Raw genomic sequence first — 23077 nt, forward strand, 5'->3', positions numbered from 1 at the left:
CCTGTATTTTTTAAGTATTCTTCGGGCGCTTGTCGACCACGCGGCGGGCCTTGCCGGTCAGCGTGCGTTCGATGCCCATCGGCGGCGTCAGGGTCACCTTGGTGCTGACGCCCACATAGGTCTTGATGCAGTGCTGCAGTTCCTTGCACAGTGCTTCGACGCTGTCGGCCGAGTGATGGCCTTCGCGCAGCTCGCCGAAGACTTCCAGCGTATCCAGGTGGCCGTCGCGCGCCACCACCAGCTGGTATTGCGGCGCCAGCGCCGGCATTTTGAGCACGAGTTCCTCGATCTGGCTCGGGAACACGTTCACGCCGCGGATGATCAGCATGTCGTCCGAGCGGCCGGTGATGCGGCCCATGCGGCGCATCGAACGCGAGGTCGGTGGCAGCAAACGCGTGAGGTCGCGCGTGCGGTAGCGGATGATCGGCAGCGCTTCCTTGGAGAGCGAGGTGAACACCAGTTCGCCCTCTTCGCCGTCGGGCAGCACTTCGCCGGTATCGGGGTCGATGATCTCGGGGTAGAAATGGTCTTCCCAGATCACCGGGCCGTCCTTGCTCTCGATGCATTCGCTGGCCACGCCCGGACCCATCACTTCCGACAGGCCGTAGATGTCGACCGCGTCGATGCCGGCGGCTTCTTCGATCGTAGCGCGCATCGCATTGGTCCAGGGTTCGGCGCCGAAAATGCCGACCTTCAGAGAGGACTTGGCCGGGTCCAGGCCCTGGCGCTTGAATTCCTCGACGATGTTCAGCATGTAGCTCGGCGTGACCATGATGATCGAGGGCTGGAAGTCGCAGATCAGCTGCACCTGCTTCTCGGTCTGCCCGCCCGACATCGGCACCACGGTGCAGCCCAGGCGCTCGGCGCCATAGTGAGCGCCCAGGCCGCCGGTGAACAGGCCGTAGCCATAGGCCACATGGACCATGTCGCCACGGCGCCCGCCGGCGGCGCGGATCGAGCGTGCGACCACGTCGGCCCAGGTGTCGATGTCCTTCTGTGTGTAGCCGACCACGGTCGGGCGGCCGGTGGTGCCCGACGAGGCGTGCACGCGCACCACCTGGTCGCGCGGCACGGCGAACATGCCGAAGGGGTAGTTGTCGCGCAGGGTCTTCTTGTCGGTGAAGGGGAACTTGGCCAGGTCGGCGAGCGACTTCAAATCGCTCGGGTGCACGCCGGCTTCGTCGAAAGCCTTGCGGTAGTGCGGCACGTTCTCGTAGGCGTGCTGCAGCGACCATTTCAGGCGTTCGAGTTGCAGGGCCTGCAGTTCGTCGCGGCTGGCGCGTTCGATCGGCTCCAGGTCGCCGGGTTCAGGGATGCGTTGGACCATGATGTTGTCTCCTTCCGTTCTCGTGGTTCTGTATCAGTCGGCGTTGACCACCGTGCCGCTCACGCGGTGCGACTTGCCGCGGAAAAGCGCAATCGTCTTTCCTTCGGCATTCGTCACGGTGACGTCGTAGACGCCGGTCTTGCCAGCCAGTGCCTGCTCCTGCGCTTCGGCGGTGAGCAGGTCGCCTTCGCGGCCGGGCGCCAGGTAGTCGATGGTGCAGCCGGCGCCGACGGTGTTGAAGTTGTGCGAATTGCAGGCAAAGGCAAACGCGCTGTCGGCCAGGGTGAAGATAAAGCCGCCGTGGCAGCTGGCGTGGCCATTGAGCATGTCGGGGCGCACGCGCATGCTCATGCGCGCGTAGCCCGGGCGGATTTCGTCGAGCGTCATGCCCAGGCCCTTGCTGGCCGGGTCGCGCTCGTACATGGTCTTGCCGGCCAGTTCGGCCAGGGCTTGTGCATCCTGGGTTACATCGTCAAGCATGGAAACGGGCTCCGTTCGGGTTGGCCGCGAGCTTGCGGCGCAAGAGCGGCGAGACGCGGTAGCGGTCTTCGCCATAGGTGGCGGCGAGGTTCGCCAGCACGGTCACGATATGTTGGATGCCCACGGCGTCGGCCCAGGCCAGCGGACCGCGCGGGTAGTTCACGCCCTTCTGCATGGCGATGTCCACCGCGCTGACGCTGCACACGCCCTGGTTGACGGCATCGGCCGCTTCGTTGGCGAGCATGGCGACGGTGCGCATCACGGCCATGCCGGGCACGTCGTCGAGCCGGCAGACCTCGAAGCCGGCGGCCTGGAACATGCCGACCGTCGAGTAATACGCTTCGTCGCTGCACTGGTCGGCGCGCGCCAGGGCGATGCGCTTGGCGGTGGCGTGGTCGAGCAGCAGGTCGTAGACCACGGTGTTGGCGTGGTTATTGGCGGCGGCGCGCTCGGTGGCGCTGCGGCCGTCGCTCAGGAAGATGGCGGCGCCGTTGCAGTGGAAGGCCGGCGCTTCGTGCTTCTCGGCGCCGTGCAGCGGTTCGCGGTGGCCGACCGTGAAGCCGGCTTCGTTCAAACGCGCTTCCATTGGGCTGAGGATGCTGTTGACCACTTCGCGGCGCACGCTGATGCCGACCGTGCTCGGGCGCGGCTGCGGCGCTTCGATGTTCGGCATCGGTTTCGCGGCGTCTTCGCCGTAGCGATAGAAGCCGCGGCCCGATTTGCGGCCGAGGAAGCCGGCGTTCACCAATTCCTGCTGCACCACCGACGGCGTGTAGCGCGGGTCGCCAAAGTAGGCGGCGTGCACCGATTGCGTGACCGAGAAATTCACGTCATGGCCGATCAGGTCCATCAGCTCGAAGGGACCCATGCGGAAGCCGCCGCAGTCGCGCAGTACGGCGTCCAGCGTGGCCGGATCGGCGGCGCCTTCCTGCAGCAGGCGCAAGGCTTCGGCGTAGTAAGGACGGGCGACGCGGTTGACGATGAAGCCGGGTGTGGACTTGGCGTGCACCGGGTCCTTGCCCCAGGCCTGGGCGGTAGCGTAGACGGTCTTGGCCACTGCCTTGTCTGTTGCGAGACCGCTGATCACTTCGACCAGCGCCATCAGCGGCACCGGGTTAAAGAAGTGCATGCCAACCAGGCGCTCGGGGTGGCGCAGCGGCGCGGCAATCGCCGTCACCGAAATCGAGGACGTATTCGTGGCGAGGATGCAGCGTTCGTTCACGATGCCTTCCAGCTCGGCAAACAGGGTGCGCTTGGCGTCGAGGTTTTCGACGATGGCTTCGATGACGATGGCGGCGTCGCTCACCTGGGCCAGCGCGTCCACGGTGTGCAGGCGCTCGCGCGCCAGGTCCGCCTCGGCGGCGCCCATGCGGCCCTTGTCGACCAGCTTGCCGAAGACCTTGCCGATGTCGGCGATGGCCTTGGCTGCGGCGCCCGGACGCGTGTCGAACAGGCGCACCTGGTGGCCGGCAGCCGCTGCGATCTGCGCGATGCCGGAACCCATGGCGCCGCTGCCGATCACGGCAACGACGTTCTCCTTGGCCAGCGCTTCCATCATTCGCCCTTGAACTGGGCCGGGCGCTTGGCGATGAAGGCGGCGACGCCTTCGCGGTAGTCGTGGCTGTAGCCGAGTTCGCGCATCATCTCGCCTTCCAGCTTCAGCTGTTCGGGCAGGGTGTTGGCGTAGCTGGCTTGCAGCGCTTTCTTGGTGAATGCCAGACCCTTGGTCGGCGCGCTGGCGAAGTGGTCGGCCATGGCCAGGGCTTCGTCCATCAGCGCTTCGTCGGGCACGCAGCGCCAGATCAGGCCCCACTCTTCCGCCTTTTCAGCGCTGAGTTTTTCGCCCAGCATGGCCAGTCCCGTGGCGCGGGCATGGCCGATCAGGCGCGGCAAATGCCAGGTGCCGCCGGTGTCGGGGATCAGGCCGAGTTTGCAGAAGGCTTCGATGAAGCTGGCCGATTTGGCGGCCAGGACGATGTCGCAGGCCAGGGCCAGGTTGGCGCCGGCGCCGGCGGCCACGCCGTTCACGGCGCAGATCACCGGCATTGGCAGCGAGCGCAGGGTCATGACCAGCGGCGCGTAGAATTTTTCCACCGATTCGCCCAGGTCGACGCCCGGTGTGCCGGGAGCCACCGCACGGTCGGCCAGGTCTTGGCCGGCGCAGAAGCCGCGGCCGGCGCCGGTCAGCACCAGCACGCGCACCGATTTGTCGGCTTGCAGTTTATCGAGGGCGTCGCGCACTTCGAGGTGCATCGCTTGGGTGAAGCTGTTCAGGCGGTCGGGGCGGTTCAGCGTCAGGACTGCGACGCCGTTTTCCACCATGTACAGGATCGATTCGTAGCTCATCTTTGTCTCCTCCGGTTTTTGTTATTCGTGCTGGTCGAAATCGACGATCAGCTTGTCGGTGATCGGGAAGGCCTGGCAGCTCAGCACGAAGCCGCGTGCGACTTCATAATCTTCAAGCGCATAGTTCACGTCCATCTCGACGTTGCCCTCGACGACCTTGCAGCGGCAGGTCGAGCAGACGCCGCCCTTGCACGAGTAGCGCATGTCGATGCCGGCGCGCAGGCCGGCGTCGAGGATCGATTCCTTGTCCTTGTCCATCGTGAAGCTGGCGGCGCTGCCGTCCATGATCACGGTGACTTCGGTCTGGTGCGCGGCGCCTTGCGCCACTGGGCGCGGCTTGTGCTCGTGCTTCGGAATGCTGGCGGCGAACAGCTCGATGCGGATGCGTTCCTTCGGCAGGCCGGCTTCCTGCAGCGACTTCGAGACGCCGTGCATCATGTCTTCCGGGCCGCAGACGAACGCCACGTCGATGTCCTGGATGTCGATCCAGTGCTGGAGGAAGGCGCTGCACTTCTCGCCGGTGATGCGGCCGTTGAAGAGTTCGATGTCCTGCTGCTCGCGGCTCATCACGTACACGAGCTTGAGGCGGCCCATGTAGACGTCTTTCAGGTCGGTCAGTTCGTCGCGGAAGATGACGGAAGACGAAGCGCGGTTGCCGTAGACGAGGGTGAAGCGGCTTTTCGGCTCGGCCAGCAGGGTCGTCTTGATGATCGAGAGGATGGGCGTGATGCCGCTGCCGGCGGCAAAGGCCAGGTAGTGGCGTTCGCTCTCGGCGTCGAGCGGCACGTTGAAGTGACCCATCGGCGGCATCACGTCGAGCGTGGCGCCTGGCTGCAGGCTTTCGTTGGCCCAGCTCGAGAACAGGCCGCCCGGGGTGCGCTTGATGGCCACGCGCAGGGTCTCGTCCTGCACGGCCGAGCAGATCGAGTAGGAGCGGCGCACGTCTTCGCCGTCGATCATGGCGCGCAGGGTCAGGTGCTGGCCCTGCTGGTAGGCGAAGGTGGATTTGAGTTCGGGCGGGACGGCAAAGGTGACGGCGATGGCGTCGCGCGTTTCGTGCTTCACCTTGGCGACAGTCAGTGGATAGAATTTGCTCATGGTGCTGTTGTTCGCTTTATTCGCTTAGTGGCACTTGAAGTAATCGAAAGGCTCGCGGCAGTCCAGGCACTTGTAGAGCGCCTTGCACGGGGTCGAGCCGAACTGGCTGGTCAGCTGGGTGTGTGTCGAGCCGCAGTTGGGGCAGGCCACCTCGGGCTCCTTGAAGGCGCCGCGTTTGACGCCGCCGCGCAGGCCGCTGATGTCGATCGCTTGTTCGACCGGCGGGGCGATGCCATAGCCCTTCAGCGCGGCCTTGCCGGTCTCGCTCATCCAGTCGGTGGTCCAGGCGGGCGAGAGCTGGGTGACGATGCGCAGCTTGTCCAGGCCGCGTGCGCGCAGGGCTTCGCCCACGGCGTCGGAGATCACCTGCATCGCTGGGCAGCCCGAGTAAGTCGGCGTGATCGTCACCACGCACTCGTCGCCGTCGAAGGCAACGTCGCGCACGATGCCGAGGTCGACCACCGAGATCACGGGAATCTCGGGATCAGGGACCTCGCCGAGCCAGGACCATACCTGGTCCAGCGTGACGCTCTGGGCGTGCATTTACCACTCCGCTCCGGGATAGGCGCGCTGCAGGAACTGCATCTCGGCCAGGATATAGCCGAGGCGTTCGCTGTGGCGCCCCTGCTTGCCGCCGCGCTGCATGTAGGCTTCGGGCGAGGGCATGGTGAGCGTGGCTTCGGCGAAGATTTCGCTCACATGTTCGAGGAAGGCAGCGCGCAGGCCTTCGACCGGCGGGGCAATGCCCCCCTCCACCATGGCGTTATCGATGTCGTCGTAGAGGAACACTTCGCCGGTGTACATCCAGAGTTCTTCGGCGGCGGCCTGCATCTTGGCGTGGCTGACGTCGGTGCCGTCGCCCAGGCGCACGACCAGGTCGCCGCTGCGGCGCAGGTGGTAAGTCACTTCCTTCAGCGATTTCTCGGCAATCTCGGCGATGCGGCTGTCGGTCGACTTCAGCAAGCCTTGCATCAGGAAGTAGTGCCAGGTGTCGAAGAAGAACTGGCGCATCATCGTTTCGGCGTAGCTGGCGTTCGGCTGCTCGACGAGGAGGACGTTGCGGTACTGGTGGGCGTCGCGGTGGAAGGCGAGCTTGTCTTCGTCACGGCCTTGGCCTTCGAGTTCGCCGGCGTAGGTGAGCCACATGCGGGTCTGGCCGAGCAGGTCGAGGGCGACGTTGGTCAGGGCCATGTCTTCTTCCAGGGCCGGGCCTTTGCCGCACAGCTGGGAGAGCTGCTGCGAGAGGATCAGGGCGTTGTCGCCCTGGCGCAGCACATATTCGAACTTGGCGTCCATGGTGGCACTCACAGGTTCTTCACTTCTTCCGGCATCGGGAAGAAGGTGGGGTGGCGGTAGACCTTGCTGTTGGCGGGCTCGAACAGGGCTTCCTTGTCGGATGGGCTGCTGGCCACGATGTCGGCGGCGCGCACGACCCAGATCGAGACGCCTTCGTTGCGGCGCGTGTAAACGTCGCGCGCGTTGTTGATTGCCATTTCGGCGTCAGGGGCGTGCAGGCTGCCGACGTGCTTGTGGGCGAGGCCGTGCTGGCTGCGGATGAATACTTCCCACAGGGGCCATTCTTTGCTCATGATGTCTCCGGATGTTCAGGATGTTCGGCTTCGATAGCCGTATTGGTTTGCGGGCTTCACGCGTGGGCACGGGAGCGCCCACCCTACGTTCGTCATGCGTTCGTTGAACGCGTGGACGGCGGAGCCGTCCACCCTACGTTATGCAGCGGCCTTCTTGGCGGCTTTCTTGTCGGCGTGGGCGACCAGGGCGTCGCGGAACCATTCGCCGTCGTCCCAGGCCGTCACGCGGGTGCGCAGGCGCTCGCGGTTGCAGGGGCCGTTGCCCTTCAGGACGTTGTGGAATTCGCTCCAGTCGATCTCGCCGAATTCGTAGTGACCCGTCTCTTCGTTGAACTTCAGGTCCGGGTCGGGAATCGTCAGGCCCAGGTATTCGGCTTGCGGCACGGTCTGGTCGACCATGCGCTGGCGCAGTTCGTCGTTCGAGAACAGCTTGATGCGCCATTTGCTCGACTGCGCGCTGTTCACCGATTCGGCATCCGAAGGCCCGAACATCATCAGCGACGGCCACCACCAGCGGTTCAGCGCGTCCTGGGCCATCGCCTTTTGCTCGGGCGTGCCCTTGGCCAGGCTCATCATGATGTCGTAGCCCTGGCGCGCATGGAAGGATTCTTCCTTGCAGACGCGGATCATGGCGCGGGCGTACGGGCCGTACGAGCAGCGGCAGAGCGGAATCTGGTTGATGATGGCGGAGCCGTCGACCAGCCAGCCGATGGTGCCCATGTCGGCCCAGCTCAGGGTCGGGTAATTGAAGATGCTCGAATACTTGGCCTTGCCCGAATGCAGGGCGGCCAGCAGTTCGTCGCGCGACACGCCCAGAGTTTCGGCGGCGCTGTACAGGTACAAGCCGTGGCCGGCTTCGTCCTGGATCTTCGCCAGCAGCACCGACTTGCGTTTCAGTGTTGGGGCGCGCGTGACCCAGTTACCTTCCGGCAGCTGGCCGACGATCTCGGAGTGCGCGTGCTGGGAGATCTGGCGGATCAGGGTCTTGCGGTAAGCCTCGGGCATCCAGTCCTTGGCTTCGATCTTGATGCCTTCGTCGATCCGGGCCTGGAACGCCTGCTCTTCCGCGCTCATGTCTTGTTCTGTCTGGACCTTTTTCAGGCCCGTTTCTACCATCTGTGCGTACATGGTCTGTCTCCCATTGCAAACATCGTGAAGCCATAATACGATACAGAAAACGAGATGTACACCAAAATTTTGAATCATATTGAGAAGCAAGGTTTTTCCGATTCCATGAAGCAAATGACCAGTCCCGAGTGGATCGCTCACTTCCTCGCCATCGATCCGCCACGCTCGAAATCCCTGGTCATGACCGTCATGGGCGACGCGATTGCGCCCCATGGCGGCGCGGCCTGGCTGGGCAGTTTGATTGAGCTGCTGGGTCCGCTGGGCGTGACCGACCGCCTGGTGCGCACCAGTGTGTTTCGCCTGGTGCAGGAGGGCTGGCTGACGGCCAGCCGCGAGGGGCGGCGCAGCCGGTATGGGTTCGATCCGAAGTCCCTGCCCCGCTTCCAGCGCGCCGACCGCCGCATCTATGCGCCGCCCGGCTTGCACTGGGACGGGCGCTGGACTTTGCTGCTGGCGCCGAACGGCAGCATCGATGGCGATTTGCGGACGGCGGTGAGGAAGGAACTGCAGTGGGAGGGCTTTGCGATGTTGGGGCCGGGCTTGCTGGCGCATCCGGCGGGCGATGTCGAGGGGCTGGCCGATGCCTTGCAACGTACCGGGGCGGCGGGCAAGGTGTTTGCCTTGAGCGCGGCCGAGCTGCCGGACGTCGGCTCGCGGCCGCTGCAGGAGTTGGTGAATGAAGGCTGGAACCTGACGGCGGTGGCGCAGGGTTATCGGGATTTCATCGCGCAGTTTTCGCCGCTGCTCGCCTTGTTGAAGGATGGGGCCGAAGTGGCGCCGGAGGCGGCGTTTGCGATGCGTTCGCTGTTGATTCACGCCTACCGGCGCTTGCAGTTGCACGATCCCTTGTTGCCGGTCGAGTTGTTGCCGGACCCGTGGCCGGGGTCGGATGCGTACGAGGTGGCGCGCGCGATTTATGTACGTGTTGCGAGGCAGGCCGAGGTGCATGTGAATGCGGTGTTGCGGCGCGAGGATGAAGCGGCGCCAAGCGCGGATGAAGCGTTTTACCAGCGGTTTGGCGGATTGCGCGGTTGATCGTCGTGTCGAATGGTGGGTTCGAGAACCCACCAATGTCACCGCATAATGATCCGGGGCATGCATCGCGGGTTCGCATCCGTACCATACCGCGTGGACACAGGTGTCCACCCTACGAAACCCTGCCTTTGTAGGGTGGACTCCCGAGTCCACGCTGTTTCATCGCATGATCATCGGCACCGCATGGTGGGTTCTCGAACCCACCGATAAGCGAGTATGATCTCGGCTTTACGCCATCAACCAGGACACACCATGTCTATCAAGATCAGCAGCCAGTTCGACGCTGGCGCCATCGAGATCGTGAACGCCACGAGCGCGAACGCCATCGACCTGAACATCCGCAAGGATTCGCACGCCGACATCACGCAATGGTTCTACTTCCGCCTGCAGGGCGCGCAGGGCGAGCCGTGCACGATCCGCCTGCTGAACGCCGGCCAGGCCGCCTATCCGGCTGGCTGGGAAGACTACAACGCGATGGCCAGCTACGACCGCATCAACTGGTTCCGTGTGCCGACCTCGTACGACGGCCAGGTGATGACCATCGAGCACACGCCAGGCATGGACAGCGTCTACTACGCCTACTTCGAGCCCTACTCGTGGGAACGCCACCTCGAGCTGCTCGACCGCGCCCAGATGAGCGAAAACGTGCGCATGCTCGACCTGGGCTCCACCGTCGAAGGCCGCGACCTGAACATGCTGGTCATCGGCGAGCCGGCCGAAGGCAAGAAGAAGGTCTGGGTCATCGCCCGCCAGCACCCGGGCGAAACGATGGCCGAGTGGTTCGTCGAAGGCATGCTCGACGCCCTGCTCGACCCGGCCCACCCGTTCGGCCGCCAGCTGCTGAACGAGACCGTGTTCTACGTGGTGCCGAACATGAATCCGGACGGTTCCGTCCGCGGCAACCTGCGCACGAATGCCGCCGGCGCCAACCTGAACCGCGAGTGGCTGAACCCGACCATGGAGCGCAGCCCGGAAGTCTTCCTGGTCAAGCAGAAGATGCACGAGACCGGCGTCGACCTCTGCCTCGACGTGCACGGCGACGAAGGCCTGCCTTACGTCTTCGTGGCCGGCAGCGAATCGCTGCCGAACTTCACGCCCGAGCAGGCCGCCGCCCAGAAGCGCTTCAGCGACAACTTCATGATCGCCAGCCCGGACTTCCAGGACGTGCACGGCTACGGCGCAACGCCATACACCGAAGAGACCCTGACCATGGGTTCGCCGCACATCACCCACGCCTTCGGCTGCCTGTCGCTGACCCTGGAACTGCCGTTCAAGGACAACGCCAACGATCCGGACCCGCAAGTGGGCTGGGATGGCGCGCGCAGCGCCCGCCTGGGTGCGGCCGTGCTGCAGCCGGTGCTGCAGGCGATCCGCGCACTCAAGTAATTGCGGTAAGATTCATGCGATAAGCAAAGATGCCCCGCCCGCCGGGGCATTTTTCCAACCACTTCCGAACCGAACACTTATGTCCGTATTTTCCGCTCCCGTTTTCGATGCCACCGTGGTCTACGAAGGCCAGGAACTCTTCAAGGGCCGTGGCGCCGCACAGGGCTGGGCCGACAAGGTCGCCAGGGAACTCGAAACCGACGTCACCGTCGAGAAGATCGGCACCGGCTGGGCCTTGTGCGCCACCGTCGACGGCGCTCCGACCCGCTGGGGCATCTTCGGCCAGCGCCTGAGCCGCATCGAAGGCTGATGGTGATGAGGCGTGGCCGTTAGGCAACGCTTGACCTGGGATGCGGCTTGCAAAGCACTCTATAATGCTTCGCTGGAAAGACCGCAGTACCACCCCAGCCCTTCCTCCCGTCATACCATAGGCCGCTTCATGAATTCCGCATCCTCCAGCACCTTGACCACCGCCCCGCGTATGTCCACCGGCATTCCGGGCCTCGACGATATCCTCGGCGGCGGCCTGACCCCGCAGCGGGTCTACCTGGTCGAAGGCACGCCGGGCACCGGCAAGACCACGCTGGGGCTGCAGTTCCTGCTCGACGGCGTGGCGCGCGGCGAGAGCGGCCTGTACATCACCCTGTCGGAAACCGCGGACGAACTGAAGGCGGTAGCCGCCAGCCATGGCTGGTCGCTCGACGCACTGGCCATCCACGAACTGGCCGGCGACGAAGCGCTCGACCTCGATTCACAGCAGTCGGTGTTCCACCCGTCGGAGGTGGAGCTCGGCGAAACCACGCGCAAGGTGATGGACGAAGTCGACGGGTTGAAACCGGTGCGCGTGGTCTTCGACAGCATGTCGGAGATGCGCCTGCTGGCCCAGAACCCGCTGCGCTACCGGCGCCAGATCCTGGCGCTGAAGCAGTTCTTCTCGGCCCGTAACTGCACCGTGCTGCTGCTCGACGATAAATCCAGCGCCTCCGACCAGCACCTGCACAGCATCGCCCACGGCGTGATCAGCCTCGAGCAGATGGCCAAGGAATTCGGCAAGGAGCGCCGCCGCGTGAACATCGTCAAGATGCGCGGCATCCGCTTCCGCGGCGGCTTCCACGACTACAACCTCGACACCGGCGGCATCGTCATGTACCCGCGCCTGGTGGCGGCCGAGCATATCCGCGACTTCACCCCGGCGATCAGCTCGAGCGGCTCGGATGGCTTCGACAGGCTGCTCGGCGGCGGCCTGGTGCGCGGCACGAATACCCTGATGGTCGGCCCGTCCGGCATCGGCAAGACCACCCTCTCGGTGCGCTGCCTGCTGGCGGCGCTGGAACGCGGCGAAAAGGCGTCCTACTACCTGTTCGACGAAGGCCTGGGCACCTTCTTCGCGCGCAGCGCCTCGCTCGGCATGAACCTGCGTCCGTATGTCGACAGCGGCCAGCTGCGCATCGCCCACATCGACCCGGCCGAGCTCTCGCCCGGCGAATTCGCCCAGATGCTGCGCGACGCGGTCGAGCTGCATGCGGTGAATTTCATCGTCATCGACAGCCTGAACGCCTACCTGCAGGCGATGCCGGGCGAGCAGTACCTGACCCTGCAGATGCACGAACTGCTGTCCTACCTGAACCAGCAGGGCGTGACCACGGTGCTGGTGCTGGGCCAGCACGGCCTGATCGGCGAAGTGCGCACCGACGTCGACCTGAGCTACCTGTCCGACACCACGGTGCTGATGCGCTTCTTCGAGGCCAACGGCCGCCTGCGCCGCGCCCTCACCGTCATCAAGAGCCGCACCGCCACCCACGCGCTGACCATCCACGAGCTGCAGCTGAGCCACGAAGGCGTGCGCATCGGCGATCCGCTCGAAGGCTTCGAGGGCGTGCTGACCGGCCTGCCGAGCTACCGCGGCGTGACGCCGATGATGGCCAACGTCGCCGATGCCGCCCCTTAATCACAGCGACGTGCGCGACAGCGAAGAGCGCATCCTGCTGCTGGCGCCGCGCGGACGCGACGCCCAGGTCATGTGCTCGGTGCTCGACGTCGACGGCATGGCCTGCGATGCCGTGCCCGACATCGCCACCCTGGCCGCGCGCATCGAGGCCGGCGCCGGCGCCGCCATCCTGGCCGAGGAAGCGCTCACCGGCGTCGACCTCGGACGCCTGCGCGGCTGGCTCGACGCCCAGCCGCCGTGGTCGGATTTTCCCTTCGTGGTCCTGCTGGCCAAGGCGATCGCGCCGGCGCCGGAAAGCGAACGCGCGCGCATCGCGGAACTCGGCAACGTGATCGTGCTGGAGCGCCCGCTGAATACGCAGACCCTGCGCAGCGCGGCGGCATCGGCCCTGCGCGCGCGGCGCCGCCAGTACCAGGCGCGCTCGGTGCTGGCCGACCGCGAGTACACCGCCGCCAACCTGCGCCGCAGCCAGAGCGACCTGCTCGACCTGAACGAAACCCTGGAGGCCCGCATCGAGGAACGCACGCGCGCCCTGGCCCAGGCCAACGACCGCCTGACCAACGAGGTGATCGAGCGCGAGCGCGTGCAGCAGGCGCTGGTCCAGTTCCAGAAGATGGAGGCGATCGGACGCCTCACCGGCGGCATCGCCCACGACTTCAACAACCTGCTGAACGTGGTGCAAGGCAGCATGGACCTGATCCTCTTGCGGTCGCAGGACGATTTCGTGCGCAACCGTGCCGAGGTGGCGCGCCGCGCCTGCCAGCGCGGCGGCAAGCTCACCGGCCAATTGCTGGCCTTTTCGCGCAACCAGAGCCTGGACCTGCGCCCGCTCGGCCTGGCCGCCCTGTTCGAGGGTGTGCGCGAGCTGGTGGCCACGTCGCTGGGTTCGAGCGTGCGCCTCGAATTCGCGCTCGACGATCCGGATGCGGCCGTGATGGCCGACACCAACCAGATGGAGATGGCGCTCCTGAACCTGGCGATCAACGCGCGCGACGCCATGCCGGGCGGCGGCCAGCTGCGTTTCCACGCCGGCGCGGCCGTACCGCCCGCCGGCCTGCTGCCGGCCGGCGACTACGTGTGCATCGCCGTGGCCGACAGCGGCGAAGGCATGCCGCCCGAGATCATCGCGCGCGTGTTCGAACCCTTCTTCACCACCAAGGGCGTGGGCAAGGGCACCGGCCTGGGCCTGAGCCAGGTGTACGGCATGGCCCAGCAGTCGGGCGGCGCGGCGCGCATCCTGAGCGAACAGGGCGTGGGCACCACGGTGGAAATCTGGCTGCGTGCGGCCGGCAGCGCGGCCGACGCCCCGGCCCTGGTCCGGCCCTCGGTGGCCGCCACCCGCCAGCGCGGCGCGCGCATCCTGGTGGTCGAGGACGACGCCTGGGTGCGCCAGTCGGTGGTCGAATCGCTGGAGGTGCTGGGCTACACGGTGGCGCAGGCGGCCGATGGCGAGGCGGGCCTGGGCGAACTGCAGCGTTCCAGGCCCGATCTCCTGATTACCGATTACCTGATGCCGGGGATGACCGGCGCCGAACTGGTACGGCAGGCGCGCGGCATGTATCCGGAGCTGCCGATGATGATCGCCACCGGCTATGCCGACATGCGGCTGATCGAGGAGGTAGTGGGGGAAGACATGGTGCTGAACAAGCCGTTCCAGCTGGCGGAACTGGCGGCGAGTGTGGAGCGGGCGCTGAGCAAGCGGAATTGAATGGCGGCGGTCGTGTCACCCTCGGCGGCCTTTCATTGCTAACGTTCCCCGTACGGTGGGCACCCCATGCCCACGCGGATGCGGGCATCGCGGCTGCTCTCTTTGATGCGTACCATGTGATCAACGGCTAACGGTGACATGAGCATATCGTTAGCGCGACGTTCCGCGTGGGCACGGAGTGCCCACCGTACGGTCTGCCGCTCGTCCAGGGGTTAATCCAACGCGATTACAGCTGCACGCCGAGATTCTTCTCCACCCACGCATGCGCATCTTCGATCGTATCGAAGTGCACCGTCGCAATCACCGTCTTGTCATGCGCCAGGCAGCTGGCATACACGCGCTTTTCGTCGGCGGAGCTGAGCAGGTCGGACTGCGGCGCCAGCTCGACCGATGCCACCAGGTCGAGGTTCAGCAACTGTGCCTTCTTCGGGTTGTTTTCCTTGTCGATACGGACGAATTTGCTCATCTGATGCTCCCTTAGCTACCCGCCACGACCATCTTTTCGATCAGGATCGACCCGGTCGACTTGTTCCCGCGCGCCAGCACGTCGTTGCCGACGCCGACGATCTGCTGGAACATCTCGCGCATGTTGCCGGCAATCGTGATCTCTTCCACCGGATACTGGATGACGCCGTTCTCGACCCAGTAGCCCGAGGCGCCGCGCGAATAGTCGCCGGTCACGTAGTTCACGCCCTGCCCCATCAGTTCCGTCACCAGCAGGCCGGTGCCCATCTTGCGCAGCATGCCCTCGAAGGTATCGCCACGCTTCGTGTTATCCGAGGTGATCGACAGGTTGTGCGAGCCGCCGGCATTGCCCGTGGTCTGCATGCCGAGTTTGCGCGCCGAGTACGAGGACAGGAAGTACCCCTGCAGCACGCCATCCTTGACGACGTCGCGGCGCACCGTGCGCACGCCTTCTTCGTCGAAGGGCGAGGAGCCGACTTCGCCGATCAGGTGCGGGTCTTCGACGATCTGGATGTGCTCCGGGAAGACCGGCTTGCCCAGGGTGTCGAGCAGGAAGGTGGACTTGCGGTACAGCGAGCCGCCCGACACCGCCTGCACGAAAGCGCCCAGCAAACCGGCGGCCAGCGGCGCCTCGAACAGCACCGGGCAGGTGCGGGTATCGAGCTTGCGCGCGTTCAGGCGCGCCAGCGCGCGCTCGGCGGCGTAGCGGCCCACGGCTTCCGGCCTGGCCAGCTTCTTCGGGTCGCGCGCCGAGGTGTACCAGTCGTCGCGCTGCATCTTGTTGCCCTTGCCGGCGATCGGCGCCACCGACATGGTGTGGCGCGAGAACGGGTAGCCGCCGATGAAGCCGCGCGAGTTGGCGGCCACGAAATGCGACTGCTGCACGTAGACGCTGGCGCCTTCGCTGTTGCTGATGCGCGGGTCGACCTCGAAGGCCGCGTTCTCGCAGCGCTGGGCCAGTTCCACGGCTTCCTCGGTCGAGATCTGCCACGGGTAGCACAGGCGCAGATCGCGCGGGTTCATTTCCAGCATGTCGGCGTCGGGCAGGCCGGCGGCATCGTCTTCGGCGGTGAAGCGGGCGATGTCCCAGGCTGCCTGCACGGTGGCCCTGAGCGAGGCTTCCGAGAAGTCGGAGGTGCTGGCGTTGCCGCGGCGCTGGCCCTTGTATACCGTGACACCGATGCCCTTGTCGCGGTTTTGCTCGATGGTCTCGATCTTGCCGCGGCGCACCGACACCGACAGTCCGCTACCCTCGCTGATTTCCACTGCGGCATCGCTGGCGCCGCCTTCGCGGGCAAACGCGAGCACGCTTTGCGCCAGTTCCCGCAACTGGTCCTGGGTGTGGGTAAAAACGGTGTCGTTCATGTGTGTTTTATGTAGCGAGCCCTAAAACAGTTATCATAGCAGCCGTTTACTGTTTTCACTGATCGGCCCAGCGCCAATCAAATCATCCATATCATGCCTAATGCAAACCGCGGCGCCGTTGGCTTCCAGTCCAGCGAGTTCGAGCAAGAATACGAACGCCCTTCCAAGTCCGAACTCAAGCGCCAGATGGACGAGCTGCAAAAGCTCGGAGCCCAGCTCGTGGCCGAGCCGCGCGACCGCGTCAAGCGCGTGCCGATGCCCGACGAGGTGAAGGACGCGATCCTGATGTGCCAGACCATCACCAACCACGAAGGGCGCCGCCGCCAGCTACAATTCGTCGGCAAGAAGATGCGCACCCTGTCGGAAGAGGAAGTGGCCGTCATCCAGCGCACCATCGACAGCTGGAAAGGCGCCTCCAAGGCCGAAACCGCCGCCCTGCACGCGCTGGAACGCCGCCGTGAAAAGCTGCTGACCGACGACAAGGCCCTGACCGACCTGCTGACCGAACACCCGCAGCTCGACGTGCAGCACCTGCGCACGCTGATCCGCAACGCGCGCAAGGAACAGGCCGAGAACAAGCCGCCGAAGGCCTACCGCGAACTGTTCCAGATCCTGAAGGACCTGTCCAAGAAGGATAAGAAAGCCGCCAGCGACGAGGAAACCGATGACGACGAGCCAGCAGACGAGTAAGGAACTGGCGAATGCGTTGGTGATCGGCCTGGTGTCGGTCTCCGACCGCGCCAGTGGCGGCGTGTACGAAGACAAGGGCATCCCGGCGCTGCAGGACTGGCTGGCCGCCGCCCTCACCACGCCGTTTCGCGTCGAGACGCGCCTGATTCCCGACGAGCGCGGGCAGATCGAGCAGGCCCTGGCCGAGCTGGTCGACGTGCAGCGCTGCCACCTGGTGCTGACCACCGGCGGCACGGGTCCTGCGCGGCGCGACGTCACGCCCGAGGCCACGCTGGCCGTCGGCACCAAGGAAATGCCGGGCTTCGGCGAGCAGATGCGCCAGGTCAGCCTGGCCTTTGTGCCGACGGCGATCCTGTCGCGCCAGGTGGCCGTGATCCGCGAAACCGAGGATCACGCCGCCCTGATCATGAATTTGCCGGGCCAGCCGAAAGCCATCAAGGAAACCCTGGAAGGCCTGAAGGATGCCGACGGCAAGGTGCTCGTGAACGGCGTCTTTGCCGCCGTCCCGTACTGCATCGACCTGATCGGCGGCCCGTACATGGAAACCGATCCAGCTGTCACCAAGGCATGGCGTCCGAAAAACGCCCAGCGCCCTGCCCCTGCTTCCGCTTAACCCTGACTCTGCTTAACCTGAGACCCGCATGAGCGACCTGCTGCAAAACATCGAAATCGAAACCGCGCCGAACCCCACGGCCGCAATCATCTGGCTGCACGGCCTGGGCGCCGACGGCAACGACTTCGTGCCGCTGGTGCGCGAACTCGACCTGAAGGGCCTGCCCGGCATCCGCTTCGTCTTCCCGCATGCGAAGACGATTCCGGTGACCGTGAACGGCGGCTACGTCATGCGCGCCTGGTACGACATCACCGGCGCCGAACTCACGCGCCGTGAAGACGAAACCGGCCTGCGCGATTCGCAGCGCGACGTCGAAGCCCTGATCGCACGCGAAAAGGCGCGCGGCATCCCGGCCTCGAAGATCATCCTGGCCGGCTTCTCGCAAGGCTGCGCGATGACCCTGCAGACCGGCATGCGCCACCCGGAAAAGCTGGCCGGCATGCTGTGCCTGTCGGGCTATCTGCCGCTGGCCGACAAGGTCGCGCACGAGCGCAGCGAACAAAGCATCGACACCCCGGTGTTCATGGCGCACGGCCGCCAGGACCACGTGGTGCCCTTCATCCGCGCCGAGCAGTCGCGCGACGTGGTCAAGGGACTCGGCTACCAGGTCGAGTGGCACGAATATGCGATGCAGCATTCGCTGTGTTTCGAGGAAGTCCAGGACATCTCGGCCTGGCTGAAAAAAGTATTGGCGTAAGGCCTTAATTACCGGGAGCCTTGGCTCCCGTTTTCATTTGGAGGCCTGGAAATGGCAAAGAAAGAAGAGCTGGACGAAGAAACGCTGGCCTTGATTAACTGGTGCATTGAGGTGGAAGGTTTCCTCGTGGCCGGCGGGGCGACGCAGAAGCAGGCGCAGGAGCATATCGAGGAACAGGTCGAGTGGTTTACGGACTTGTTCTATGATGGTCTTACGCCTGAGGAAGCCGCAAAGGAAGCACTGGCCTGATTTGGTTGGGTTTCGTAGGGTGGGCACCTGTGCCCACGCGGTACGGCGGTTGCGTCCAGATTGCTCCGCCGAAGACCCGGTGCGCGAGCATATCGACGCTTCGCATGACAATGGTGGTTCGTTCGGGTACGACCGCGTGGACACGGGTGTCCACCCTACGTTAGTGATGTAGGGTGGGTACTCGTACCCACCATGCCTTACTGGTTGATCACGCGCCCCACGGTGGGTACGAGTACCCACCCTACATCCCCTTGAACAAATGCTGGAAGCGCTGGCTCACCGGCAGCCGGGCGCCATGCCCGCGCAAATGCAGCCATAGCGCTCCATCCTCGGCCCGGTGCGCCGAGGCGATGCGCTTGAGCGCCACCACGTAGCCGCGGTGGATCTGCCAGAACGCGTCTCCGTCGAGCGAGTCCGCCAGCTCCTTCAGCGACAGCCGGATGTGCGCTTCGAGCGTATCGGTCACCACCCGCGTGTACTTGGCGTCCGAGCAAAAATACACGACGTCGGCCAGGTCGATGAAATGGATGGTCTGGCCACTTGATGCCTGCAGCCACGCAGGCTGGGCCGGGCGCGGCTGCTCCGGCACCTGCCCCGCCACCTGCCGCAGACTGGGCGGCGGCATCCGCAATCTCCCCTTCAATCGCTCGACCGCACGCGCCAGCCGTTCGTGCGAGACCGGCTTGAGCACGTAGTCGACCGCGCCTTCGTCAAAGGCCGCCACCGCATGCTCGTGGTGGGCGGTGACGAACACCACGTGGCTGCGCCCGCCGAACACGTGGGCCAGCTCGATGCCGTCCAGTCCCGGCATGCGCACGTCGAGAAAGACGGCGTCGGGCGACAGTTCGCGCCCCAGGCGCACGGCGTCGATGCCGTCCACCGCCTCCCCTACCACCTCGGCCTGCGGCCACAGCGCGGCCAGCATCTCGCGCAGCTCGGCGCGCAGCAGCGGCTCGTCGTCGGCGATCAGGATGCGCGGCCGAATCACGCTGCCGCCATCTGCAAGGGCAGTACCAGGCGCGCCTCGGTAATGCCGCTGTCCAGGCGCAGCAGCTCGAAGCGTGCGCGCTTGCCGTACAGCGCGGCCAGGCGTTCGCGCAGGTTGCGCAGGCCGACGCCGCTCCCGAACACGGCCTTGCCGATGCCGGGACCGTCGTCGCAGACGGTGACGCACAGGTCCGTCCCCAATGCCGCGGCGCGCAAGCCGATCCGCACCGCGCCCGGCTGGCGCTCCAGGCCGTGCTTCACCGCGTTCTCGGCCAGCGTCATCAGCATCAGCGGCGGCAGCGCGGCGGATGCCAGGGCGTCCGGCACCTCGATGGCCACCTGCAGGCGCTCGCCGTGGCGCAGGGCGATCACGGCCAGGTAGTGGCGTACCAGGCCGGCTTCGCGGCCCAGGGTCGAGGTCTCGGCGCGCATGTCGGGCAAGGCGCTGTGCAGGTAGCCGATCAGGTGCTCGAGCATTTGCCCCGCCTTGTCGGGATCGTGGCGCGTCAGGTAGCGCGTGCTCGACAGCGTGTTGTACAGGAAGTGCGGTTCGATCTGGGCCTGCAGCGTCTTGAGCTCGGCCGCCAGCGCCGCCTGCTGCAGCCGCGCCAGTTGCTGGGCGCGGAACTGGATCTGGGCCCGCCACAGCGGCAGGCCGAGCACCAGCGCCGCCACCCCGAAGCTGGAGGCCAGCACCTGGCGGCCGGTGCCGGCGGGCAGGCCGGCCGCCGCGTTCCAGTAGCGGTAGAACAGCAGTCCGAGGCCGGCCCCCAGCGCCAGCAGGATGCCCAGGGCCAGCCAGGCGCCGGTCCAGTGCAGGCGTGCGCGCAGCAGTGCCGCCACGCCTGCCATGCCGCCGGCGCCCAGCACGATCGGCGCCAGCAGCGCTCCGAACAGGGCGATCCAGGCCTGCCGGCCCAGCGCCCAGGCCAGCGCGAAGCAGGCGGCGGCGCAGGCCGCGCTCAGCAGGCGCTGGCCTGGCGTCGCGCCGTACACGCGCGCCAGGGCGGCATGGACCGGCTCGGCACCGGCGATGTGGCCGGCGCCCGTCACAGCGTCGGCTTGTCCGGCAAGGGCCGCTGCCGCGCGCTCATGCGGTCGACCGGCACATCGCGCCCGACCGGCTCCAGCGTCAGCGCATCGATCCATACCTGGCCCTTGCCGGAACCGATCACGCCAAAGGAGACGATGCTGGCGTCGGCCGGCACATCCAGGGTGACCGTGCGCTCCTGCCAGTCGGTACTGCCACGGATCGGCTTGTCGACACTGTTGTAGAAAGCGGCGCCATGCTTCGCTGGCGTGTCGACACGCATCCACAGCCCGGCGTAGTTGCCGATGTCCGCCGTCTTGATGCGCGCCTTGAACTGCAAACGCTGGCCGAGGTAGCGCTGGGCCGATATCTGCTGGGTCAGCGCGCCCCAGGCCTGCGCATCCTCGGATTTATTGCGCAGGAACTTGGCGCCACGGACGCCGCCGACGTCGCTGGTTTCGACGCCGCTGCTGAATTTCTGCGGCGACGGCCCGCTCACAGTCCAGGCGGCGGGAAGCTTCTCGGGCGGCCCCGCGATTGCAAGCAGGGACGAGGTGGCCAGTGCGGCCAGCAGCACATAATGCGGTTTCATGGTGAAGGTCTCCGGTGGCATGACGGGATGTCATGGCCACAGTCTGCCGCCGCCGGCCCCGTGCGTGGCCGCGCTGCGACGAGCGCGCCGCCGTGGCGACGAACGCGTCCCGATGCGGACGAGCGCACTGCGGTCGCGGTCATCGCGTCAGTCGGGCAAGGCCGCCGCGCTCGACACCGGCACCTCGGTCTGCGCGGTGTTCATCACCATCGCCAGGAAGGTGTAGTAGCCGGTCAGGCCCATCAAGTCGACCACGCCCTGCTCGCCGAACAGCGCCAGCGCCTCGCCATAGGTGTGGTCCGAGACGCCCTTGTTCTGCTGCAGCTCGAGACAGAAGTCGTGCACCACCGATTCGTCGACCAGCATGCCCTCCGGCCGCCGGCGGTGCGCAATCGCATTGATCACGTCCGGCGGAATGCCCACCTGGGCCGCGATCGGCGCATGGATCGCCCACTCCACCCGCTGGTTCCACTGGCGCGCCGTGACCAGGATCGCCAGCTCCGACAGGCGCACGCCGATGGCGCTGCGGTAGCGCAGGTATTCGCCCATGCGCTGGGCGTTTTCCAGCAGTTCGGGGCTGCGCAGCAGCGGCACGAAGGGACCGTAGAGGGCGCCGCGCGGCCCCTCGATCACGGCCTGGGCGGCGCGGCGCTGGGCTTCGGTCAGCTGGTCGGGCGGAATCGGGCGCAGGCGGTCGCTCATGGCAGGCGTAGCAAAAATGTCTATTGAGAAAAATATTCGCACAGCTTCCCGTAAAGATCAAAGGAAACCGTTGGCGCGGCGCTTATTGTCAAACGTCAATCTTTCCTCGAAGGGGGTAGCCATGAGCCATATCATCCACCGCAGCCTGCGCCAGACCCCGCCGGTCGCCGTGGCAGCAAGCGGCGTCACCGTGCGCGACAGCAGCGGCAAGACCTACATCGACGCCAGCGGCGGCGCCGCCGTGTCTTCGCTCGGCCACGCCCACCCGCACGTGATCGCCGCCATGCACCGCCAGATCGACGCCTGCGCCTATGCCCACACCGCCTTCTTCACCACCGAGGTGGCCGAGGAACTGGCGGCCAAGCTGGTGTCGAAGGCGCCGGCCGGGATCGACGCGGTCTACCTGGTCTCAGGCGGTTCGGAAGCAATGGAGACGGCGCTGAAGCTGGCGCGCCAGTATTTCGTCGAAGGCGGCGAACCCCAGCGCAGCGTGTTCATCGCGCGCCGCCAGAGCTACCACGGCAATACCCTCGGTGCGCTGGCGGTGGGCGGCAATGAATGGCGCCGCAAGCCCTTCGCGCCGCTCTTGATGAACGTGCCGCGCGTGGCGCCCTGCTACGAATACCGCGACCGCGGCGAGCACCAGAGCCTGGACGACTACACCGCGGGCCTGCTCGACGAACTGGAAACGGCGATCATGAAGGCGGGGCCGGACAAGGTGATCGCCTTTGTCGCCGAGCCGGTGGTCGGCGCCACGGGCGGCGCGATCCCGCCCACGCCCGGCTACTTCCGCGGTGTGCGCGAGATCTGCGACCGGCACGGCATCCTGTTCATCGCCGACGAGGTGATGTGCGGGATGGGGCGCACCGGCACCATGTTCGCGATCGAGCAGGACGGGGTGGCGCCGGACATCATCGCGGTGTCCAAGGGGCTGGGCGCGGGTTACCAGCCGATCGGCGCGGTGCTGGCGCAGGGGGCGATCGTCGAGCGGCTGCGGCGCGGCAGCGGCAGCTTCCTGCATGGGCACACCTACATCGGGCATTCTGTGGCGGCGGCGGCGGCGCTGGCGGTGCAGGAAGTGATCGAGCGCGACGGCTTGCTGCAGCAGGTGCAGCGGCGCGGGGCCACGCTCAAGCGCATGCTGGGCGACGTGTTCGGGCAGCATCCGCACGTGGGGGATATCCGCGGGCGCGGGCTGTTCGTGGGGATCGAGCTGGTGCGCGATCGCGCGAGCAAGGAGCCGTTCGCGCCGCAGCGGCGGCTGCATGCGGCGATCAAGAACGAGGCGATGGCGCGCGGGCTGATGGTGTATCCGATGGGCGGGACCATCGATGGGCAGCGTGGGGATCACATCTTGCTGGCGCCGCCGTTCATTGTCAGTGCGTCGGACTTGTCGGAGATCGTGGCGCGCCTGGCGGAGGCGCTGGATGCGGCGTTGGTGGCGTAGCGCAAACACGTGAAATAGTGTTGGCTGGAACGTAGGGTGGGCACCCCGTGCCCACGCGGAAGCATGCGTTGCGGCTGCTCATTAGACGCGGATCACATGATCATCGGCCAGCGCATCCAGGAGCGTCTCGTTAGCGCGTCGTTCCGCGTGGGCACAGTGTGCCCACCGTACGGTCAACGCCGCAGGCCATCGCGC

25 protein-coding genes are annotated in these 23077 nt (G+C 66.0%); 10 read left to right on the forward strand and 15 right to left on the reverse strand.

The annotated features are described in order from the left end of the window. Window positions 1-10 precede the first annotated feature (10 nt). From paaK to paaA, 9 genes are all read right to left on the reverse strand, one after another. Window positions 11-1327 (reverse strand): phenylacetate--CoA ligase PaaK, encoded by a 1317-nt coding sequence (gene paaK, locus LK540_RS11310; protein WP_229437391.1) that lies wholly within the window; start codon window positions 1325-1327, stop codon window positions 11-13. Window positions 1328-1360: 33 nt separating this feature from the next. After that, a complete protein-coding gene (gene paaI, locus LK540_RS11315) occupies window positions 1361-1807 on the reverse strand; it encodes a hydroxyphenylacetyl-CoA thioesterase PaaI (RefSeq protein ID WP_229437392.1) in 447 nt (148 codons plus the stop codon). Then, window positions 1800-3362: a 3-hydroxyacyl-CoA dehydrogenase PaaH gene (paaH, locus tag LK540_RS11320; RefSeq protein ID WP_229437491.1), complete on the reverse strand. Its 1563-nt coding sequence runs from the start codon at window positions 3360-3362 to the stop codon at window positions 1800-1802. Before paaH ends, paaI begins: the two co-directional genes overlap by 8 nt. Continuing rightward, the gene (gene paaG, locus LK540_RS11325) at window positions 3362-4153 is read right to left on the reverse strand and encodes a 2-(1,2-epoxy-1,2-dihydrophenyl)acetyl-CoA isomerase PaaG (protein ID WP_229437393.1); all 792 of its coding nucleotides are present in this window, start codon (window positions 4151-4153) and stop codon (window positions 3362-3364) included. Before paaG ends, paaH begins: the two co-directional genes overlap by 1 nt. A gap of 21 nt (window positions 4154-4174) precedes the next feature. Beyond that, window positions 4175-5251, reverse strand: a complete 1077-nt coding sequence (gene paaE / locus LK540_RS11330; protein ID WP_229437394.1) for a 1,2-phenylacetyl-CoA epoxidase subunit PaaE — start codon at window positions 5249-5251, stop codon at window positions 4175-4177. 24 nt (window positions 5252-5275) lie between these two features. Further along, window positions 5276-5794 (reverse strand): 1,2-phenylacetyl-CoA epoxidase subunit PaaD, encoded by a 519-nt coding sequence (gene paaD, locus LK540_RS11335; protein WP_229437395.1) that lies wholly within the window; start codon window positions 5792-5794, stop codon window positions 5276-5278. Next, complete coding sequence (gene paaC / locus LK540_RS11340; RefSeq protein ID WP_229437492.1) at window positions 5795-6547, reverse strand: 1,2-phenylacetyl-CoA epoxidase subunit PaaC; 753 nt, start codon at window positions 6545-6547, stop codon at window positions 5795-5797. It lies immediately after the preceding gene. 8 nt (window positions 6548-6555) lie between these two features. After that, a complete protein-coding gene (paaB, locus tag LK540_RS11345; protein ID WP_020651929.1) occupies window positions 6556-6840 on the reverse strand; it encodes a 1,2-phenylacetyl-CoA epoxidase subunit PaaB in 285 nt (94 codons plus the stop codon). 138 nt (window positions 6841-6978) lie between these two features. Beyond that, on the reverse strand, window positions 6979-7968 hold the full coding sequence (gene paaA, locus LK540_RS11350; protein ID WP_229437396.1) for a 1,2-phenylacetyl-CoA epoxidase subunit PaaA: 990 nt from the start codon (window positions 7966-7968) through the stop codon (window positions 6979-6981). Window positions 7969-8022: 54 nt separating this feature from the next. On the opposite strand from paaA, the gene paaX reads away from it, so the two are divergent. The 5 genes from paaX (at window position 8023) to LK540_RS11375 (ending at window position 14045) form a co-directional block, all read left to right on the forward strand. Beyond that, complete coding sequence (gene paaX / locus LK540_RS11355) at window positions 8023-9003, forward strand: phenylacetic acid degradation operon negative regulatory protein PaaX (protein ID WP_307729171.1); 981 nt, start codon at window positions 8023-8025, stop codon at window positions 9001-9003. A gap of 252 nt (window positions 9004-9255) precedes the next feature. After that, window positions 9256-10389, forward strand: coding sequence for a M14-type cytosolic carboxypeptidase (locus LK540_RS11360; protein WP_229437397.1), 1134 nt, complete (start codon window positions 9256-9258; stop codon window positions 10387-10389). A gap of 79 nt (window positions 10390-10468) precedes the next feature. Continuing rightward, window positions 10469-10699: a hypothetical protein gene (locus LK540_RS11365; RefSeq protein ID WP_229437398.1), complete on the forward strand. Its 231-nt coding sequence runs from the start codon at window positions 10469-10471 to the stop codon at window positions 10697-10699. Window positions 10700-10828: 129 nt separating this feature from the next. Beyond that, window positions 10829-12337, forward strand: coding sequence for an ATPase domain-containing protein (locus LK540_RS11370; protein WP_229437399.1), 1509 nt, complete (start codon window positions 10829-10831; stop codon window positions 12335-12337). Then, on the forward strand, window positions 12324-14045 hold the full coding sequence (locus LK540_RS11375; RefSeq protein ID WP_229437400.1) for a response regulator: 1722 nt from the start codon (window positions 12324-12326) through the stop codon (window positions 14043-14045). The genes LK540_RS11370 and LK540_RS11375 overlap by 14 nt, the downstream gene beginning before the upstream one ends. Before the next feature lie 226 nt (window positions 14046-14271). Here LK540_RS11375 and LK540_RS11380 read toward each other — a convergent pair whose 3' ends face one another. Both LK540_RS11380 and pmbA read right to left on the reverse strand, forming a co-directional pair. After that, window positions 14272-14511 carry a hypothetical protein gene (locus tag LK540_RS11380; RefSeq protein ID WP_229437401.1) on the reverse strand — a complete coding sequence of 80 codons (240 nt, stop codon included), beginning with the start codon at window positions 14509-14511 and terminating at the stop codon, window positions 14272-14274. An 11-nt stretch (window positions 14512-14522) separates the two neighbouring features. Continuing rightward, window positions 14523-15875 carry a metalloprotease PmbA gene (gene pmbA / locus LK540_RS11385; protein ID WP_229437402.1) on the reverse strand — a complete coding sequence of 451 codons (1353 nt, stop codon included), beginning with the start codon at window positions 15873-15875 and terminating at the stop codon, window positions 14523-14525. A 93-nt stretch (window positions 15876-15968) separates the two neighbouring features. On the opposite strand from pmbA, the gene yjgA reads away from it, so the two are divergent. The 4 genes from yjgA to LK540_RS11405 are packed head-to-tail and all read left to right on the forward strand — an operon-like array spanning window position 15969 to window position 18124. Beyond that, on the forward strand, window positions 15969-16565 hold the full coding sequence (yjgA, locus tag LK540_RS11390; protein ID WP_229437403.1) for a ribosome biogenesis factor YjgA: 597 nt from the start codon (window positions 15969-15971) through the stop codon (window positions 16563-16565). Further along, window positions 16540-17178 carry a molybdopterin adenylyltransferase gene (mog, locus tag LK540_RS11395; protein ID WP_229437404.1) on the forward strand — a complete coding sequence of 213 codons (639 nt, stop codon included), beginning with the start codon at window positions 16540-16542 and terminating at the stop codon, window positions 17176-17178. Before yjgA ends, mog begins: the two co-directional genes overlap by 26 nt. Before the next feature lie 28 nt (window positions 17179-17206). Continuing rightward, window positions 17207-17875 carry an alpha/beta hydrolase gene (locus LK540_RS11400; RefSeq protein ID WP_229437405.1) on the forward strand — a complete coding sequence of 223 codons (669 nt, stop codon included), beginning with the start codon at window positions 17207-17209 and terminating at the stop codon, window positions 17873-17875. 51 nt (window positions 17876-17926) lie between these two features. Beyond that, window positions 17927-18124: a hypothetical protein gene (locus LK540_RS11405; protein WP_210735995.1), complete on the forward strand. Its 198-nt coding sequence runs from the start codon at window positions 17927-17929 to the stop codon at window positions 18122-18124. 241 nt (window positions 18125-18365) lie between these two features. Here LK540_RS11405 and LK540_RS11410 read toward each other — a convergent pair whose 3' ends face one another. From LK540_RS11410 to LK540_RS11425, 4 genes are all read right to left on the reverse strand, one after another. Then, entirely contained in the window at window positions 18366-19112 is a 747-nt protein-coding gene (locus tag LK540_RS11410) for a LytTR family DNA-binding domain-containing protein (protein ID WP_229437406.1), read from the reverse strand. Beyond that, complete coding sequence (locus LK540_RS11415; protein WP_229437407.1) at window positions 19109-20164, reverse strand: histidine kinase; 1056 nt, start codon at window positions 20162-20164, stop codon at window positions 19109-19111. Before LK540_RS11415 ends, LK540_RS11410 begins: the two co-directional genes overlap by 4 nt. Then, window positions 20161-20733, reverse strand: a complete 573-nt coding sequence (locus LK540_RS11420) for a transcriptional regulator (RefSeq protein WP_229437408.1) — start codon at window positions 20731-20733, stop codon at window positions 20161-20163. The genes LK540_RS11415 and LK540_RS11420 overlap by 4 nt, the downstream gene beginning before the upstream one ends. Before the next feature lie 147 nt (window positions 20734-20880). Further along, on the reverse strand, window positions 20881-21435 hold the full coding sequence (locus LK540_RS11425; RefSeq protein WP_229437409.1) for a carboxymuconolactone decarboxylase family protein: 555 nt from the start codon (window positions 21433-21435) through the stop codon (window positions 20881-20883). Window positions 21436-21556: 121 nt separating this feature from the next. Here LK540_RS11425 and LK540_RS11430 point away from each other — a divergent pair, with 121 nt between their 5' ends. Continuing rightward, window positions 21557-22882, forward strand: coding sequence for an aspartate aminotransferase family protein (locus tag LK540_RS11430; protein WP_229437410.1), 1326 nt, complete (start codon window positions 21557-21559; stop codon window positions 22880-22882). The last annotated feature ends 195 nt before the right edge of the window (window positions 22883-23077 follow it).

It is taken from the genome of Massilia sp. IC2-278, from assembly GCF_020708045.1.
Taxonomy (GTDB): Bacteria; Pseudomonadota; Gammaproteobacteria; order Burkholderiales; family Burkholderiaceae_D; genus Telluria.

Bases quoted from the DNA above. Each gene is read 5' to 3' on its own strand.
- paaK (WP_229437391.1), bottom strand. From the start codon at position 1,327: ATGGTCCAACGCATCCCTGAACCCGGCGACCTGGAGCCGATCGAACGC.
- paaI (WP_229437392.1), bottom strand. From the start codon at position 1,807: ATGCTTGACGATGTAACCCAGGATGCACAAGCCCTGGCCGAACTGGCC.
- paaH (WP_229437491.1), bottom strand. From the start codon at position 3,362: ATGGAAGCGCTGGCCAAGGAGAACGTCGTTGCCGTGATCGGCAGCGGC.
- paaG (WP_229437393.1), bottom strand. From the start codon at position 4,153: ATGAGCTACGAATCGATCCTGTACATGGTGGAAAACGGCGTCGCAGTC.
- paaE (WP_229437394.1), bottom strand. From the start codon at position 5,251: ATGAGCAAATTCTATCCACTGACTGTCGCCAAGGTGAAGCACGAAACG.
- paaD (WP_229437395.1), bottom strand. From the start codon at position 5,794: ATGCACGCCCAGAGCGTCACGCTGGACCAGGTATGGTCCTGGCTCGGC.
- paaC (WP_229437492.1), bottom strand. From the start codon at position 6,547: ATGGACGCCAAGTTCGAATATGTGCTGCGCCAGGGCGACAACGCCCTG.
- paaB (WP_020651929.1), bottom strand. From the start codon at position 6,840: ATGAGCAAAGAATGGCCCCTGTGGGAAGTATTCATCCGCAGCCAGCAC.
- paaA (WP_229437396.1), bottom strand. From the start codon at position 7,968: ATGTACGCACAGATGGTAGAAACGGGCCTGAAAAAGGTCCAGACAGAA.
- paaX (WP_307729171.1), top strand. From the start codon at position 8,023: ATGTACACCAAAATTTTGAATCATATTGAGAAGCAAGGTTTTTCCGAT.
- LK540_RS11360 (WP_229437397.1), top strand. From the start codon at position 9,256: ATGTCTATCAAGATCAGCAGCCAGTTCGACGCTGGCGCCATCGAGATC.
- LK540_RS11365 (WP_229437398.1), top strand. From the start codon at position 10,469: ATGTCCGTATTTTCCGCTCCCGTTTTCGATGCCACCGTGGTCTACGAA.
- LK540_RS11370 (WP_229437399.1), top strand. From the start codon at position 10,829: ATGAATTCCGCATCCTCCAGCACCTTGACCACCGCCCCGCGTATGTCC.
- LK540_RS11375 (WP_229437400.1), top strand. From the start codon at position 12,324: ATGCCGCCCCTTAATCACAGCGACGTGCGCGACAGCGAAGAGCGCATC.
- LK540_RS11380 (WP_229437401.1), bottom strand. From the start codon at position 14,511: ATGAGCAAATTCGTCCGTATCGACAAGGAAAACAACCCGAAGAAGGCA.
- pmbA (WP_229437402.1), bottom strand. From the start codon at position 15,875: ATGAACGACACCGTTTTTACCCACACCCAGGACCAGTTGCGGGAACTG.
- yjgA (WP_229437403.1), top strand. From the start codon at position 15,969: ATGCCTAATGCAAACCGCGGCGCCGTTGGCTTCCAGTCCAGCGAGTTC.
- mog (WP_229437404.1), top strand. From the start codon at position 16,540: ATGACGACGAGCCAGCAGACGAGTAAGGAACTGGCGAATGCGTTGGTG.
- LK540_RS11400 (WP_229437405.1), top strand. From the start codon at position 17,207: ATGAGCGACCTGCTGCAAAACATCGAAATCGAAACCGCGCCGAACCCC.
- LK540_RS11405 (WP_210735995.1), top strand. From the start codon at position 17,927: ATGGCAAAGAAAGAAGAGCTGGACGAAGAAACGCTGGCCTTGATTAAC.
- LK540_RS11420 (WP_229437408.1), bottom strand. From the start codon at position 20,733: ATGAAACCGCATTATGTGCTGCTGGCCGCACTGGCCACCTCGTCCCTG.
- LK540_RS11425 (WP_229437409.1), bottom strand. From the start codon at position 21,435: ATGAGCGACCGCCTGCGCCCGATTCCGCCCGACCAGCTGACCGAAGCC.
- LK540_RS11430 (WP_229437410.1), top strand. From the start codon at position 21,557: ATGAGCCATATCATCCACCGCAGCCTGCGCCAGACCCCGCCGGTCGCC.